Raw genomic sequence first — 16044 nt, 5'->3', positions numbered from 1 at the left:
GACTATTCACGCAACTCCTTTAAGAATCTCCTAATTCCGCAGGATCGTCAGTTTTACACGATCATCGGGCCGTGTTCCGGTTACGAAGTTCCCGGTTTCGCGTGTCGCATGACCGGTAACGCGCTCGATTCGCTCAGGCGACAGACCGTGCCGCGTCAACAGCCCTGCCACCGCCTCGGCCCTGTCCGAGCCTGAGACCGGCGTGATTCCATCCTGCCGATATGCTATGACCGCGATGTCATTCTGCACCAGCGGCAGCACCGATCCGATCATGTCGAGCAGGATTGCCAGCCGGTCCGTGGGTTGATCGCCTCCACGTTCGAACAGGGCTGCATCCGGCAGACCGGAAATTTCGATGAGAACCCCCTCGTCGCTGACCTCGGTACGGATGTGCTGTAGCAACTCGTCAGCCAGATTGGTTTCGCCGCCGCTCGCCAGAAGAGCCGATTCTATTGCGGCGGCGATGTCCACGTCCTGCCGCGCGGCGGCGTCGTTGACCTCCGGCGCGGAGCCAGTGTCACCGCGTGCGGCCTGAGCCTCGGCCGGGCGAACCTCGGTCGCGCCAGTGCCCATCTGCGTGAGCGTATCCTCGGCAAAGATCGTGTCCCCGCCCAGGGCGCCGTCCCCGCCCCCCGAATTGTTGGAGATCGAGATTGTCGGCGTGAAATAGGTGGCGAGCGCGATGCGCTGATCCTCCGTTGTCGCGTTCAGCAGCCACATAAGCAGGAAGAACGCCATCATCGCGGTCACGAAGTCGGCATACGCAACCTTCCATGCACCGCCGTGATGCCCACCGCCGGCGACGACCTTCTTTCGTTTGATGATGATGGGTCTGTCGGTTCCGCTCTGGCTGGTCATTGGTTCGCTCCTCACGCCCTGCATGGAGGAGAAACGCCGCTCAGGCCTTAACGGCTCCGCGCGATATAGCGTCCATTTTAGCTTAATGCGGGTCGTAACCTGTCGTTAATACAGAACCCGGTATTGAGATCGCACGACGTTGGAATCGGAGTTGAGCGATTGGGCGAGAATGCGGGCACCATAATTGCGCGAAAGGTCGCGCAAAGACCGGAGGGCCGCGTGCCGATGCCGGAATTCTCCGCCATCGCCGCGCGATTTGCCGCCGCGATTGAGCGGACGGCCCGTGATCTGTTCAAGACCACGACCGGGGCCATCATCACCGTAACGGATGTTTCCAAGTTGACCGACACGGTGGAACGTATTCCCATTCCGTCCATGCTTGGCGTGGCGAGGATCGCGGGGCTGGACACAGCCGCGATGATCAACATGAGTTCGGAACTGGTGTTTCACCTCGTCGATCTTCGCATGGGAGGGGACCCGGCGGTGTCGCCGGTGCCAACCACACGAACCCTGACGGCCATAGACATGGAGTTGTGTGAGGATTTTCTGGCGGGCGCCATCACCTGCTTCACACGCGCGATGGAGGAAACCATGGGCACGCCCGTCGCGCGCACATTCTCCCTCGCGTTTCTGGAGCAGAACGTCACTCAGGTCAGTATCGCGCCGCCCGGAGCGGATGTGATGACGATCGGCATAAACCTGGATATCGGGGAGGCCGCCAGGAACGCGGATTTCGAGCTTATCATACCGCTCTCCGTTCTCGACAGCCTGCAATCGATCCCGAAAAAGACCGAAGCACAGGTTCCGGAGAGCGCTGGCGGCATCTGGCAACACCACATGCATCAGGCCGCGCTGAACTGCCCCGTGGTCATGACAGCAGTGATGCACAGGACTCGCATGACGATGGGCGAGATCGAACGCTGGAAGGTAGGGGACATGATCCCCGTTCCCCGAACGGCAGTGGACCAGATGGAGCTGGTGATAGGATCAACCGATCACAGCGTCAGCTTCGCCCCGGCCAAGCTGGGTGCGCGGGATGATGTGAAGGGTGTCAGATTGACGGACGACCCCTATGCCGAAATCATCGAACATCTGGACCAGATCATCGCGGCGGTTTGAAATACGCCCGCGCTCAAACGCGCGCAGACTGCATCCATGTGTCGAGCGCCGAAATCTGATCCGGTGTCATGCGCAGTCCGAGCTTGGAGCGACGCCAGACGACATCCTCTGCCGTCTGCGCCCATTCCTTCTCCATCAGCCAAAGCACTTCGCGCTCCGTCAGACCCGCGCCGAAATCGCGGCCCAATGCCTCGACATTGTCCGCACCATCCAGCATCACGACCGCGTCAGTGCCATAGGCCCTGATGAGCCGGCGTATCGTCTTCTGATCCAGGAACGGTGCCGCGGCGGTCAGGGTGGCGATCTGCTCGGGAACACCGTCCACGGGAAAATCCCCTCCGGGCAAGGGCACACCTGCGGTCCAGTCCGGCTTCACCACCCTGAGATGCGGGGCCAGTTTCGTCAGAGCCGTTTCAGCCAGCTTCCGATATGTTGTGATCTTGCCGCCGAACACGCTGAGAAGCGGTGCCTTGTCGTCTGCCGTATCGACGGACAGGACGTAATCGCGCGTGGCGGCCGTCGCTGATTTTGCCCCGTCATCGTAGAGCGGGCGCACCCCGGAGTAGGTCCAGACGATATCCTCCGCCTGAATGTCGGCTTCGAAATACTTGTTGACGAAATCGCGCATGTAATCCGCTTCGGCAGGGGTGCATTCGGCCGTTCCGGGGCCGCCCTGATGATCCTCATCCGTCGTGCCGATCAGGGTGAAATCCTCCTGATAGGGGATCGCGAACATGATCCGGCCATCCTCACCCTGAAGGAAGTAAGCGCGGTCGTGATCGAACAGTTTCCTGACGACGATATGGCTGCCGCGCACCAGTCGGACACCTTCGTCGGTGTGGACCCGCACGGTGTTGCGCACGATATCCTCGACCCACGGGCCGCCTGCATTCACCAGAATGCGCGCCTGGCGCTGGAACAGTTCCCCCGTGTTCACGTCCTCCAGATCGATCACCCAATGATCGTCATGCCGTCTTGCGCCGACACATTTGGTTCTGACGAGGATCTGCGCCCCACGCTCGGCGGCATCGCGCGCGTTCAGGGCGACCAGTCGGCTATCCTCGACCCAGCAATCGGAATATTCATAGCCGCGCTCAAACCTGTTTTCGAGCGGTATACCCGCCGGATCGGTTCGCAGATCGAGCGTTCGGGTCGGTGGCAGGATCTTGCGACCGCCCAGATGATCGTAGAAAAACAGACCCAGCCGCACCAGCCAGGCGGGTCTGCTCCCCTTCGTCCATGGCATCAGCCGACCGACGATGCGACTGACCGGTGTTTCCCCCTCGAACCGCATATCTGGATGAAACGGCAGGACGAATCGCATCGGCCAGGAGATATGGGGCATGGCGCGTAACAGCGTTTCACGCTCGATCAGCGCCTTGCGAACCAGATTGACCTCCAGATATTCGAGATAACGCAAACCGCCATGGAACAGCTTGGTCGATGCGGACGAGGTGGCACCGGCCAGATCGCCCTGCTCGCACAGCCCCACCTTCAAATCACGCCCCACGGCATCGCGCGCGATACCCACGCCGTTGATACCGCCCCCGATCACCCAAAGGTCGAAGATATCGTCCATGCTCCGCTCCAATCCGCGTTGCGTCCTCGCTTCGTTCGTACGGTCACGCACGGCAAGGGGACAAGCGTGAAAGCCCGACCCTGTCGTACACGCGCAATCAGGTATGTAGCGCCCTGTGCCGAACGTCACGGGGAAATGGTCAACTTGACACAATTCTGTGCTTCGTTTTGACTCTATAGTGAAACCATCGAGCGCCAAGGCGCATTATGACATTGTAACAATGCCATCGCGAGATCCTCGCGCAATTGGGCGGCGCGTATCCATTCTGTGGTCTCGGCAACGCGCCACCGATCACATCGAAGATGATCCGCAGAGACAGGGAGGGTCCAGGTTGAGCGTTCTCAAGATGCTTTTCGGTGTCCTGGTCTCCGTGAATTCCATCCTGCTCGCATTGGGCCGGTCCATCGCATGGGTTTTGATAGGGCTCATGACGGTCACGATCCTGTATCAGGTCGTCATGCGATACGCCTTTAACGCTGCCCCGAACTGGACCGAGGAATTCGCACGCTTCATGATGCTGTGGATGACGGGCCTGATTGCGGCGTCGGGATATCGCTGGGGCGGCTTCGTCTCGATCGAGACGGCGGTGCGCTCACTGCCCCGGTTGCCGGCGCTGGTGCTGTCGCTGTTCCTGCTGATGCTGGCACAAACCGTGCTGGTCGTGGGGGCGCATATCGGCTGGAACGAGGTGACGGGGTTCGCAGGCACGTTCAGGACAGCCACGCTCAAGACATTCTTTTTTCCCAGCATCGAGGATGGCTGGCAGTTCGGGTGGGACAAGATGCCCCGCTCGCACATGATGGCATCGCTTCTGGTGGGGTTGTGGCTTCTGATCCTTGTGAATGTGGAACTTACGCTCAAGACCCTTATCCAGCTGTTCGATCCGCATGCGACCTTCCCTCGTGATCCCGCGATGATCTCCGCCGGGGCCGAATGACATGCTGATCTGGTTCCTGCCGGTGTTTCTAACGCTGCTGCTGATCGGGCTGCCGGTTTTCTTTGGCTTGCTGGCGGCTCCGGGTTTGTTGATCTGGTGGGATGCGCTGATACGGGGCGATACCACCTATATGCGCGACATCGCGCTGCTGTATCGCAATGTCTACAATGGGATGGATTCGACGCCGCTGATGGCAATCCCCTTCTTCATGCTCGCGGGGGAGATGATGAACCGGGGCGGAATTACCCTGCGCCTCGTTGAATTCGCGCAAGCCTTGATGGGTCATTTTCGGGGCGGTCTGGCGCATGTGAATGTCTTCAGCTCGATGCTGTTCGCAGGGATGTCCGGCTCCGCTGTGGCGGATACCTCGGCATTGGGTTCGATGCTGATACCCGCGATGGAGAAACAAGGTTATCCCCGGCGTTTTGCGGCAGCGATCACTGCGGCGTCCTCCGTCATCGGGCCGATCATTCCGCCCTCCGGCATCATGATCATTTACGCCTATGTGATGGAGGTCAGCGTCAAGGATCTGTTCGCGGCGGGCCTGATCCCCGGCATCATGGTCGGGGTGGGCCTGATGGTCATCACGAAGGTCATGGCCGACAGATACGACTTTCCGGTCGCCTCAGAACGCGCAAGCTGGGCCGACCGGGGACAGGCCAGCCTGAAGGCGTGTTTCCCACTGCTCACACCGGTCATCATCCTCGGCTGCATTTTGTGGGGCATCACCACGCCGACGGAGGCCTCGGCCCTCGCGGCGGCCTATGCGCTGTTCATCAGCCTGTTCGTTCTGCGCACGATGACCTGGCGCGATGTGCCCGAGGTGCTGAAACGTGCGGCGCTCGCCTCCGCTGTGGTCTTGCTGCTGGTCGGGGCCGCCATGGCGTTCAAGACGGTGGTCAGCCTGAGCCGAGCGCCGGAAAGCATGGCGGATTTCGTCCTGTCGCTCAGCTCGAACCCGCTGATGCTGCTGTTTCTGATAAACCTGCTCCTGTTTGTGGTGGGCATGTTTCTGGATGCTGGACCGGCGATCATCATCCTGGGGCCGATACTCGGACCTATCTTCGTGAACATGGGTATCGACCCCGTTCATTTCGCCATGATCATGAGCGTCAACCTGACTGTGGGTCTGGCGACCCCGCCGATGGGTCTGGTATTGTTCGTGGCATCGTCCGTATCGGGAGAGCGGGTGGAGACGATCTCGAAAGCCATACTTCCGTTTCTCGCGGTGGAAATCGTCGTGATTTTTCTGATTACCTATGTGCCCGCCCTATCTCTTACCGTGCCCCGGCTGCTCGGCTATGCGGGCTGAACCCTGACGAACGAAGATCACTCAACAGGAGGACCAAGCATGAACCAGAACCTAGGCTTCAAATCGCTGCTGCTGGCCGCCGCGATCGGCGTCAGCGCCGCGACGGGCGCGCACGCACAGGATTACACCATCCGCGCGACTGCAAATTCCAACGAAAACGACGAGGATTACGACGGACTGGTCGTGTTTGAAAACTACGTCGAGTCCGCTTCGAACGGTGCGATCGAAGTGGAAATTTTCATGGGGACTCAGCTGTGTTCCAACGGCGCGGAATGCCTGCAAGGTGTGGCCGAGGGGGCCATCGACATCTACATGTCCACCTCGGGCGGTGCGGCGGGAATCTTCCCCTACGTTCAGGTTCTGGACCTGCCCTACCTGATGCGCGACGACCGCGTTGCGGAAACGGTGATGCAAGGGGACTTCGTGCGGACGATGCGCCAGATGGCGTTGGAGGACAGCGGCGACACGATCCGGCTGATGACAATCGGAAACACGGGCGGTTGGCGCAACTTCGCAAACACCCAGCACCGCATCGAAACGCCCGAAGACATGGAGGGGCTGAAGATTCGCACCGTCGTGGCCGATCTGCCGCAGGAACTGGTGCGCGCGCTGGGCGCGTCCCCCACCCCGATCCCGTGGGCGGAACTGTTCACCTCGTTCCAGACAGGCGTGGTCGAGGGGTCAAAGAACGGCATCACCGATATCATGGGGATGAAGTTTCCGGATGCCGGGCTGCAGTACATGACATTGGACGGTCACGCCTATATGGGCGCGTTGTGGTGGATGTCGAACGAGACGTTCATGTCGATGCCCGAGGATCTGCGCCGCGTCGTCGTGGACGGATTCTACGCCTTGCAGCAGGCGACGTTCGCCTCGCCAAAACGCAAATCCATCGAAGCCTACGAGGCCTTCGTCGAGGGGGGCGGCGACCTCTACGTCCCCACGCCTGAGCAAAAGGCCGCATTCGCGCAAGCGGCAGAGCCGGTATATGTCTGGTTCGAGGAAAATGTAGAGCGTGGTCCGGCAATCCTGGGCGCATTGCGTGAAGCGGTCTCGGACGCGGAAACCAGCATCGACGAGGATCTTTCCGCTGATCTGAACTGATGCCGTGTCACGTGGCGGCCGGGATCGCCGCCACGTGGCCTGTTGAATGCGTGGCGCTGCGCCATTCACGAATCGAAACCTTCCGGTAACCATCTGTCGCTAATCCTGTCTTCGCGAATATGCAGAAGCAGGAGAATCCGCTGATGAAGTTCCGACATCTGATGATGTTGATTTTCCTGTCGGGACCGGCACAGGCCAGTCCGGCAATTTGTGAGCAGGCCGCCGCCCGTGCGGCGCGGGACCATCAGATCCCGGTCGAGGTCATGCGCGCCATCACCTTGACCGAAACCGGCAGACGCCGCGACGGTGCCCTGCAACCCTGGCCATGGACCATCAATCTGGAGGGGGCCGGCCACTGGTTCGACAACCGGGCGGAGGCGGAGGCCTTTGCGCAGCAGGCTCTTGCGCAAAACAGACCCAGTTTCGATGTCGGCTGCTTTCAACTGAACTGGCGCTGGCACGGTCAGGCCTTCGACAGCGTGACGGCCATGTTCGACCCCGCCGCCAATGCCGACTATGCCGCGACATATCTGAAGGGGCATTTTGAGACGCTCGGCACCTGGAGCCTCGCCGCTGGTCGCTATCATTCGGGCACGCCCGAATTCGCCACCCGCTATGCTGCGCGGTTCGATGCCATTCTGGCGGATCTTCCCACGGTTCTGGCTGAGGCTGAGCCCTCCCACAATGCCGGATCGGTGTTCTTTCTGACCCGCGCGACGGGCCCCCTGCTGACACGGGCCGCCGGCCCTCTGCACGGCTATTAGGATGGGCAGCACATTCGACCTGAGGGTTCTGTACCAACCGACGGTGCTGATGACACTGGCCCTGATGGCGGTCATCATCATGATGATCCTGCCGGTGCCGGCAATCGTGCTCGACCTGGGACTGGCTGCATCGTTCGGACTGGCAATCCTGATCTTTGCGAACACGTTGTTCATCCAGCGGCCGCTGGATTTCTCCGCCTTTCCCACGATCCTGCTGGCCAGCCTGATGCTGCGCCTGTCGCTGAACATCTCATCGACCAAGCTGATCATCGGTCAGGGTCATAGCGGAACCCACGCCGCGGGGGGCGTGATTGAGGGCTTCGCGATGTTCGTGATGGGCGGCAGCGTCTATCTCGGCCTCGTCGTGTTCTGCGTATTGCTGATCGTCAACTTCATGGTGATCACCAAGGGCGCCGGGCGCATGGCGGAGGTCGGGGCCCGTTTCGCATTGGACGCGATGCCGGGGAAACAGCTCGCGATCGACAGCGACATGGCCGCAGGCGCAATGACACATGAGGAGGCAAGCACCCGCCGCAAGGTCGAGCAGGAGGAAACAACATTTTTTGGCTCGCTGGACGGCGCGTCGAAATTCGTCAAGGGCGACGCGATCGCGGGCTTGCTGATTACACTGCTGAACCTCGTCGTAGGCCTCGCCATCGGGATCTTTGCGCATTCTATGCCCGCCAGTCAGGCGTTCGAGACTTACGCGATACTGACGGTCGGTGACGGACTGGTCAGCCAGATCCCCGCCGTGATCATTTCCATCGCAACCGCGCTGCTGCTGGCAAAGGGCGGCGCAAGTGACAGCGCGGATCAGGCGATCCTGTCGCAATTGGGGGGGTATCCGGCGGCTCTGGGCACCGTGGCAGGCTTGATGGCTGTGTTCGCAGTCATCCCGGGCCTACCTTTCATCCCCTTCATGATCGGGGCGATCAGTCTAGCAGCCGCCGCCTATCTGGGGATCGCCAAACAGCGCAAAATGGCGCTGGAGGCCACGAAGCAAGCCGCCGTACCCGCCCCGATCGCAAAGGAGCGCCCGCTGGGCGACGTGCTTGATCTGGACGAAATCCATGTGACCGTAGCCCCCGACCTTATTCCTGTGGCGATGAATGCGGCAAGCGGTCTGGACGCACGGATCGTCAACATGCGCAACCACATTGCCGAACTTTACGGTTTGATCCTGCCGGAAATTCGCCTGACGGACGACCCCGGCAGCCCTATGGGCAGCTATTCCATTCGCATCCAAGGGGTCAGCGTCGCCGACAGCAGACTTCAGGCGCATAGCCTGCTCATGCTCCTGCCGGATGAGCGCGCGGGCCTTCCCGCGGGTCAGGATGTGTCGGAACCCGTATACGGCGCCCCTGCCCGCTGGATCGACCCCGGCCAGCGCGACGCCGCGGATCTGGCCGGGCACACGGTCATCACCCCGGCGGAGGTGATCGCAACGCATCTTCTTGAGGTTATTAAAAGTCACTTCGGACGGCTGTTCACCCGTCGCGCATTGCGCAAGATTCTCGATGCCTTCGTCAGCCCCAGCGATCCGGCCCGCGCGGCGGCAAACCGCAAGATGCTGGATGAATACGTTCCCGACCGCATCAGTCTGGATACTCTTCAAACCGTCCTCAGGCTGCTGCTCGATGAACAGATGTCCATCCGCAATCTTCCCCTGATCCTAGAAGCGTTGAGCGAGGCCGGCCCGCAAACCACCGCTCCGGATATTCTGGTCGAGCATGTGCGCCAGCGCCTCTCCTTCCAGATCACCGCCGAATTGAAGGAGCAGGATGGAGCCTTGCCGCTGATCCAGCTCGACCCGGCATGGGAAACGCTTTTCGCGCAGAATGAAATCGGCACGACCGGTGGGGCGCACGATATCGCGCTGCCAGCGACGGACATCAACCGTTTGACGGAACGGATCGCCGCCGAAATCGCCCGCTTGGCCGAGGCAGGACGCACCCCCGCCATCATCACGGCTGCTCGTAGACGCCGGTTCGTCCGCGCCATTCTCGCGGCGCGTGGAATTCGCAGCACCGTTCTGTCTTACGACGAAATCGGACCGGGCGACAAACCGGCTCTTCTAGGGACCGTAGCTGCCTGATGGATGCGATGGGCGATATCGCTATGCTGTCCGAAGAGGTGCTCACGGCCCTGATCCTCGTCTTCGTCCGGATAGCGGCGGCAGTGGGGCTGATGCCCGGGTTCGGTTCATCGCTGTTGCCGATGCGTGTTCGACTGGCGGGGGCCGTTGCATTCACCATGATCGTCTGGCCGATGGTGCCCGATACGCAGGGCGTGCCGCTGCTTCCCGGTTTGCTCATCGAGATTGCGGTGGGGGTAGCGCTCGGCCTGTCCGTTCGGTTCCTCGTTATGGCCTTGCAGTTCGCCGGATCGATCGCCGCGCAGAGCACTTCCCTGGCGCAACTTCTGGGCCCCGGTGCGATGCCCGATCCGATGCCTGCGATCGGGGCGTTGCTTTCGCTTGCCGGCGTAACTCTGGCGCTCGTTCTCGGCCTGCACATTCGGATCGCGGAGGCGCTGGTGCTGAGCTATGACCTCATACCGCTGGGTAGGTTGCCGGTTGCGGGTGAGCTTGCGGAGTGGAGCATCGCGCGAACCGGGCACGCCATAGCACTGGGCTTCACTCTCGCGGCACCCTTCGTCGTGGTTGCGCTTGCATATAACGTGGCGCTGGGTGCGATAAACCGTGCGATGCCGCAGCTTATGGTTGCATTCATTGGCGCGCCCGCAATCACGGGCGCATCCATTCTGATGATGCTGATGGCTGCTCCAACGCTCCTGTATCACTGGAACGACCTGCTCGCGCGCGTGTTGTCTGCGCCATTTTCGGTTCTGCCATGAGCGGTGAGGCGAACGACAGCGGTGAGAAAATCCACGACCCGACACCCAAGAAACTGGAGGATGCAAGGCGCAAGGGCAACATCGCGCGAAGTCCCGACCTGCTCTCGGCCACTTCATATCTGGGTCTGTGGATCGGCCTGCTCATTATCGGCGCTGCGCAAATCGATACCTTGGGCGGCAGTCTCTCCCAAATCTTTGCTCAGGCGGCTGGCCCTCAGGGGATCGCCGTGGCCAAGGGCGCGGTCATGACTGCTTTCGTGTCAGCGAGTATGCTGATCGTCCTGCCGATTACGATGATCCTCGCGGTTCTGATCGCGCAACGCGGTGTTCTTTTCACCGGCTCGAACCTGATGCCCAAACTTGAGCGGATCAGCGTTCTGAAGGGGTTCGGTCGTAAGTTCGGGGCGAAAGGCTTGTTCGAGTTCGCAAAGAGCTTCGCCAAACTGATCATCCTGTCGCTCGCCCTGGCGATCTGGTTTCGTCTCGAAAAGGATCGCTTCATCGGCCTCTCCGGTTCGAGCGGCGGGTCGCTGGCGATTTATATGGGGCGTACGGTCCTGTCCCTGTTGGGTGTGGCGACCGTGGTCGCGGGTGCGATTTCGGTTGTCGATATGCTCTGGCAGCGCTTCGAGCATCTTCGCAAGCTGCGGATGAGCCATCAGGACCTTCGCGACGAATCCAAGGATGCGGAGGGCGACCCGCACCAGAAAGCGCAACGCAGACGCCGCGCGCAAGAGCTTGCCAGCAACCGCATGCTGGCTGACGTGCCCGAAGCCGACGTGATTCTGGTCAATCCAACGGAAATAGCTGTGGCCTTGAAATGGGCGCGGGACCAAGGCGGCGCACCCGTTTGCGTGGCGAAGGGTCAGGGCGAAATCGCCGCGCGGATACGGGAACTGGCCGCGGAAAACGGCATTCCGGTTTTCAGAGATGTGCCCACCGCGCGAACCCTTTTCGCGGAGCTGCCAGTGGGATCCGAGATACCCCAACAAACATATGTTGCCGTCGCAGCAGCGATCCGGTTTGCAGATCGGATGCGGGCCCGGGCGCGAGGCCAGGCCAGATGAAGCCGAACGACGCCGCCCGGGTACGCGTCTGTTTGGCCGCGATCATATCCAGCCGAGAGATCGGGGCGGCGGGTCTGGGTCAGAAAATAAGCGGCCTGCAACGGGACATCGACGATCTGGAGCGAGAAGCACCCCCGTCAGACGTGATGATGAGAGCGGAAGCGGACCGGTCCCGCGCAGCACGTCTGACGCACATGAAGACCACCCTACGGACGCTGGAGGAAGAACGTCGCAACCTCAGCCTTGAATTGGCGGGTTTGAGGCGGAAGGACCAGTTGATCGCAGATGCCGATAGAAAAACCCGCAAACGTATGGATCAGCAGCGGGCACGCAGGTTCATTGATGAGTGATCAAAAGTCCTGGCGCGTAACGCTGGTGATCAGCACACCACTGACGATCTGTCCCAGATTGTCGAGAGCAGCAGCCGATAGCCGTGATCGAAGCTCCGCCATGCTCGTATCGTTGGTGAAATCGCCCTGAAATCCATCTGCCCGTGCATGCTCGAACAGCACACGCAGGAACGCATCCCGCAAACGGGGTTCAGCATGCAGGATCGTCTTCTCCTCACCCTTCTTGCCCTCGATCGCGAGCGATACGGCCACAAGACCGGTGACAGTGTCCCCTTCGGTCAGGGGAACCACGAACTGGTTCTGAAGCTCGACGTAGCTGTAATGCTCCAGATCTTGTGGATCCTCTGCGGCATTTCCAACCTCCATCACCTCGGAACCGGGTCTGAGAAACCAGGCACCGCCTGCTCCAACGACGACGGAAGCAAGGACGAGAAGCAAGATAAAAAGCAAGCGCATACGGTTCTTCCCCTAAAATGGCAGGACGCGTTCCAGCATCTGTTGACCATAGCGCGGCTGCTGAACGTCCGTGATCTGACCCCGCCCGCCATAAATGATGCGCGCGCCGGCGATCTTGTCATATGTAATCTCGTTGCGACGCGAGATATCCTCGGGTCGTACGATCCCGGCGACCTGCAGATCACGCAGCTCGAAATTCACGCGGACTTCCTGACTGCCCAGTACCACCAAATGACCGTTCGGCAGGATGTCCACCACGGTCGCCGCAACCCGCAGGGCGATTTCCTCCTGCCGGCGCGTGGTTCCGGAGCCGGAAGAGCCGGAGCTGGAGTTCGCAGCGACCCCGGGGTCCAGCCCAACACCACGATTGGCAAGGCTTTCAGGCAAACCGAACAAGGAGCTGACGCTCATCCCCTCCTGCCCTGAACGGGATCGATCCGTCGCATTCGTGATCTCGGCCTGCTCATCGATTTCGATAACGACGGTCAGAATGTCACCCAGCACGCGGGCACGGCGATCGCCGAACAGGCTGGTCGGGCCAGACCGCCAAAGCGACCCATCGGATGTCAGGGGTTCGGCCCGGGCAAGGGCGGCCTGGCTGAGGGCCAGCCTTTCCGGGCTTACCGCGGCAATGATCTGGTTTTCCGGTGCATCGATCGGCGTGACTGTCGGTGGCCGTCCGATATCGGATGAAGCGCATCCCGCCAGCAGAGCCAGTATCGCGAGTGATCGCTTCATTGTGAAACCTCCAGGGTGCCATCAGCCTGCACCGTGCCCCAGATCGTCATTCGGGACGCGACATTCATGGCGCGAATACGTTCGCCGGGACGGCCGCGAGAAAGTGCGCGCCCCTCCGCTATGATTGCCAGACCGCCGGTCGAGTAATTCAGCAGGACGATCTGATTGCGATCCACGACAGCCCGTTCAGCAAGATCGCCCTGCAGGATCGGGCGGCCGGGATACAAGGTCACCCGCGCCTCACGTCCGATCGCATCCTCCAGCTGCGAAATCGCCCCGGGCCAACTGTCGCGCGCGGCCGATATATCCGAGGGGCGCACGACCTGTTCGGCGCGGATCGCACGGATTGGAACAATCGATTGCGCGAAGCTCGGCACGCCGAACGCCAGGGCGAGCATCAAGATACCTGCTCTACTCATCGGATTTGTGTCGTCGCAGCGAGCATCTGATCCGCAGCCGTGATGACCTTCGCATTCAATTCGTAGCCACGCTGCGCCTCGATCAGCTCGGTCATTTCCCGCACCGCATCGACGGAGCTGTCCTCCAGATAGCCCTGACGCATCGTGCCGAATCCCGTGTCGCCGGGACTGCCGACCACGGCCCCGCCCGAAGCCTCGGTTTCGGCGAACAGGTTTCCGCCCAATGCCTCCAACCCCTTGACGTTGGTGAAATCAGCGAGCGTAAGCTGCCCCATCAACTGAGGCTGAACCTGATCGCTGAAATAGGCATAGACCTCACCCTGAGCGTTGATCGAAATGCTTCGGGCATCGTCTGGAATCGTGATTTCCGGGATGACAGCGAAGCCGTCGGACGTAACGATCTGCCCCTCGCCGCTGCGTTTCAGAGCACCGTCACGGGTATAGGCCTGTTGCCCGGTCGGCAGCTCCACCTCCAGATATCCGCCGCCCTCGATCGCAATATCCAGCTCACCCCCAGTGGCGCGAAGCGAGCCCTGCTCGACATGCATCGTCACGGCGGAGGCGCGAACCCCGAGGCCAAGTTGAACACCTGTGGGCAGCACAGTTCCGTCCGCGGCATTGATGGTGCCCGCGCGGCTGACCTGTTGATAGTGAAGATCGGAAAATTCAGCGCGACGTGCATTATAGGCCGTCGTGCTCATGTTCGCGAGGTTGTTGGATATGACCTCGACCCGCATTTGCTGGGCGTCCATACCCGTCGCCGCAATGGATAATGCTCTCATCTGCGTTCTCCTATATTATTGAGGGGCTTGCCCGAGGGTTCGTACGACCGCGCGTTGACGTTCATCTTCACGTTCCTGCAGGGCCTGACTGAATTCATAGGCGCGCTGAACCTCGATCATCCGGGTCATCTCCCCAACCGCGCTGACATTCGCGTCCTCGAGTTGCCCTTGCATGATCCGCGCATCCGGAGCCGGTTCGAACGGTTGGTCGGAGCGAAAACGGACGCCGTCCTCCCGCTCGAAGCTGGCACCCTCGGCGGCAACGAACAGGCCAAGCTGCGCGACCGGATCGCCGCCGGCCGTCACCGTTCCATCGGCGGAGATTTCGACATCTATACTGCCCGGCGGCAGCAGAATCGGCGCTCCGCCCCCGTCGAGCAGGAACTCACCTGCGGCATTTATCATCTGTCCGTTCGCATCCTTCATGAACGCGCCGGCACGGGTGAGGCGCGCGCCGGTTGGCCCCTCGACCTGAAAGAAGCCCTCTCCATCAATCGCCAGATCCAGGGCACCCCCGGTCGAGCGCATTGCCCCGGCTGCGACGTCGGAATAGCGCGTATTCAGCGAAGACATCGAAATGCTGTCCGCCTCACCTTGCGCGGTCTTCACACTTTCGGAAAAAACGACCCCTTCACGGCGGTAGCCGGGGGTAGACATATTCGCGAGATTGTTGGCAATCACGCGCATTTCCCGGTCAAGCCCGGACTGGCGTGAGAGTGCGACGGTTCCTGCTACATCCATGGCTTATGACCCCGCTATGGCAGGCAGAACGCTCTTGTCCCAGAAAACGAGAAGAACACGCCCGGAAAAATCCATCGTGATCCAGAACACTGCCAGAATCCCCGCCAGTTTCGGTACGAATGTCAGTGTCATTTCCTGAATGGATGTCAGCGCCTGAAGCAATCCGATCACGAGGCCGATCGTCAGCGCCACGGCCAGCACGGGCAAGGCCACGATCAGCGCGGCCCACAAGGCCTCCCGCAACAGATCGAGCAGCTCACCCTCCGTCATACCGGCATCCTCAGAATTTCCTGATAGGCCTCCACCACCTTGTCCCGCAAAGTGACAGCGGTTTCGATCGCGAGTTCCGTTTCGGCCAATGCCTGCACCATCGCGTGGGGATCGACGGTTCCGGTCAACGCGCCGCTTGCCGCCTTTTCCGTCGCTTGCAGATCCGAGACCATGTCTGCCGCGACCTCAGCGAAGGCGGCGCCCGTCTGGGACTGAGGTTCCACCGCGATCTGACGCGAAAGTCCGTATGCCTTTCCGGCGAGTGCAGATTGAATATCCATATCGAGCCTCCTTAACGGCGCAGCAGATCGAGCAGCGAGGATGACATCGCACGCGCCTGATCGAACATTTTCAGATTGGCCTCATAGCTTCGCTGCGCCTCACGCGCGTCGGCGATTTCAACCATCAAATTGACGTTGGACCCGTCATAATACCCCTCGGCATCGGCCAGGGGATGGCCGGGCGCATAGATGCGCTCCAAGGACGCATTGCTGAGCTCGGGTGGTCCGCTGACCACACGCGAGGTGCCGTCGCCAGCGGCAACCTGTGCAAACCGCACGATCTTGCCATGATAGCCGGGCGTATCGGAGTTCGCGATATTCTCGGAACTGACGCGCAAACGCATGGATTGCGCGGTCATCCCGCTGACGGAACTTTGCATTGAAGACAGCAGATCGCTCATCGGGTTTCTC

General features: G+C 61.0%; 19 protein-coding genes. 9 read left to right on the top strand and 10 right to left on the bottom strand.

Annotation, left to right across the window (positions count from 1 at the left end; translation table 11 throughout):
* Nucleotides 1–30: 30 nt before the first annotated feature.
* A complete protein-coding gene (locus tag H1S03_RS00890) occupies nt 31–858 on the bottom strand; it encodes a flagellar motor protein MotB (RefSeq protein WP_185802741.1) in 828 nt (275 codons plus the stop codon).
* Nucleotides 859–1017: 159 nt separating this feature from the next.
* Between H1S03_RS00890 and H1S03_RS00885 the strand changes: the two genes are divergently transcribed.
* Nucleotides 1018–1977 (top strand): FliM/FliN family flagellar motor switch protein, encoded by a 960-nt coding sequence (locus H1S03_RS00885; RefSeq protein ID WP_185802740.1) that lies wholly within the window; start codon nt 1018–1020, stop codon nt 1975–1977.
* Nucleotides 1978–1990: 13 nt separating this feature from the next.
* On the opposite strand, the gene glpD is transcribed toward H1S03_RS00885, so the two are convergent.
* On the bottom strand, nt 1991–3556 hold the full coding sequence (gene glpD / locus H1S03_RS00880) for a glycerol-3-phosphate dehydrogenase (RefSeq protein ID WP_185802739.1): 1566 nt from the start codon (nt 3554–3556) through the stop codon (nt 1991–1993).
* A 331-nt stretch (nt 3557–3887) separates the two neighbouring features.
* Here glpD and H1S03_RS00875 point away from each other — a divergent pair, with 331 nt between their 5' ends.
* The 8 genes from H1S03_RS00875 (at nt 3888) to H1S03_RS00840 (ending at nt 11946) form a co-directional block, all read left to right on the top strand.
* Nucleotides 3888–4493: a TRAP transporter small permease gene (locus H1S03_RS00875; protein ID WP_249777761.1), complete on the top strand. Its 606-nt coding sequence runs from the start codon at nt 3888–3890 to the stop codon at nt 4491–4493.
* Nucleotide 4494: 1 nt separating this feature from the next.
* The gene (locus H1S03_RS00870) at nt 4495–5805 is read left to right on the top strand and encodes a TRAP transporter large permease (RefSeq protein ID WP_185802738.1); all 1311 of its coding nucleotides are present in this window, start codon (nt 4495–4497) and stop codon (nt 5803–5805) included.
* A 39-nt stretch (nt 5806–5844) separates the two neighbouring features.
* Entirely contained in the window at nt 5845–6909 is a 1065-nt protein-coding gene (locus H1S03_RS00865) for a TRAP transporter substrate-binding protein (RefSeq protein ID WP_185802737.1), read from the top strand.
* 143 nt (nt 6910–7052) lie between these two features.
* Nucleotides 7053–7673, top strand: a complete 621-nt coding sequence (locus tag H1S03_RS00860; RefSeq protein WP_185802736.1) for a transglycosylase SLT domain-containing protein — start codon at nt 7053–7055, stop codon at nt 7671–7673.
* Between the two features lies 1 nt (nt 7674).
* Nucleotides 7675–9768: a flagellar biosynthesis protein FlhA gene (gene flhA, locus H1S03_RS00855; protein ID WP_185802735.1), complete on the top strand. Its 2094-nt coding sequence runs from the start codon at nt 7675–7677 to the stop codon at nt 9766–9768.
* Nucleotides 9769–9776: 8 nt separating this feature from the next.
* Nucleotides 9777–10529 (top strand): flagellar biosynthetic protein FliR, encoded by a 753-nt coding sequence (locus H1S03_RS00850; RefSeq protein ID WP_249777760.1) that lies wholly within the window; start codon nt 9777–9779, stop codon nt 10527–10529.
* Nucleotides 10526–11596, top strand: coding sequence for an EscU/YscU/HrcU family type III secretion system export apparatus switch protein (locus H1S03_RS00845; RefSeq protein ID WP_185802733.1), 1071 nt, complete (start codon nt 10526–10528; stop codon nt 11594–11596). The genes H1S03_RS00850 and H1S03_RS00845 overlap by 4 nt, the downstream gene beginning before the upstream one ends.
* The gene (locus H1S03_RS00840; protein ID WP_185802732.1) at nt 11593–11946 is read left to right on the top strand and encodes a hypothetical protein; all 354 of its coding nucleotides are present in this window, start codon (nt 11593–11595) and stop codon (nt 11944–11946) included. The genes H1S03_RS00845 and H1S03_RS00840 overlap by 4 nt, the downstream gene beginning before the upstream one ends.
* Here the strand turns inward: H1S03_RS00840 and H1S03_RS00835 are convergent, their stop codons facing one another.
* The 8 genes from H1S03_RS00835 to flgC are packed head-to-tail and all read right to left on the bottom strand — an operon-like array spanning nt 11947 to nt 16034.
* A complete protein-coding gene (locus H1S03_RS00835; protein WP_185802731.1) occupies nt 11947–12402 on the bottom strand; it encodes a flagellar basal body-associated FliL family protein in 456 nt (151 codons plus the stop codon).
* Between the two features lie 12 nt (nt 12403–12414).
* Nucleotides 12415–13140, bottom strand: coding sequence for a flagellar basal body L-ring protein FlgH (gene flgH / locus H1S03_RS00830; protein WP_185802730.1), 726 nt, complete (start codon nt 13138–13140; stop codon nt 12415–12417).
* Nucleotides 13137–13559: a flagellar basal body P-ring formation chaperone FlgA gene (flgA, locus tag H1S03_RS00825; protein ID WP_249777759.1), complete on the bottom strand. Its 423-nt coding sequence runs from the start codon at nt 13557–13559 to the stop codon at nt 13137–13139. Before flgA ends, flgH begins: the two co-directional genes overlap by 4 nt.
* A complete protein-coding gene (gene flgG / locus H1S03_RS00820) occupies nt 13556–14341 on the bottom strand; it encodes a flagellar basal-body rod protein FlgG (RefSeq protein ID WP_166190293.1) in 786 nt (261 codons plus the stop codon). Before flgG ends, flgA begins: the two co-directional genes overlap by 4 nt.
* A 15-nt stretch (nt 14342–14356) precedes the next feature.
* The gene (locus tag H1S03_RS00815) at nt 14357–15082 is read right to left on the bottom strand and encodes a flagellar hook-basal body complex protein (protein WP_185802729.1); all 726 of its coding nucleotides are present in this window, start codon (nt 15080–15082) and stop codon (nt 14357–14359) included.
* Nucleotides 15083–15085: 3 nt separating this feature from the next.
* A complete protein-coding gene (locus H1S03_RS00810) occupies nt 15086–15352 on the bottom strand; it encodes a flagellar biosynthetic protein FliQ (protein ID WP_166190289.1) in 267 nt (88 codons plus the stop codon).
* Nucleotides 15349–15633, bottom strand: a complete 285-nt coding sequence (gene fliE / locus H1S03_RS00805) for a flagellar hook-basal body complex protein FliE (protein ID WP_166190286.1) — start codon at nt 15631–15633, stop codon at nt 15349–15351. The genes H1S03_RS00810 and fliE overlap by 4 nt, the downstream gene beginning before the upstream one ends.
* 11 nt (nt 15634–15644) lie before the next feature.
* Nucleotides 15645–16034 (bottom strand): flagellar basal body rod protein FlgC, encoded by a 390-nt coding sequence (flgC, locus tag H1S03_RS00800; protein ID WP_166190284.1) that lies wholly within the window; start codon nt 16032–16034, stop codon nt 15645–15647.
* Nucleotides 16035–16044 lie beyond the last annotated feature (10 nt).

It is taken from the genome of Pontivivens nitratireducens, assembly GCF_014235845.1.
GTDB lineage: Bacteria > Pseudomonadota > Alphaproteobacteria > Rhodobacterales > Rhodobacteraceae > Pontivivens > Pontivivens nitratireducens.
The sequence above is the reverse complement of the archived record's forward strand: the minus strand, read 5'-3'. Positions and strand labels throughout refer to the sequence as shown.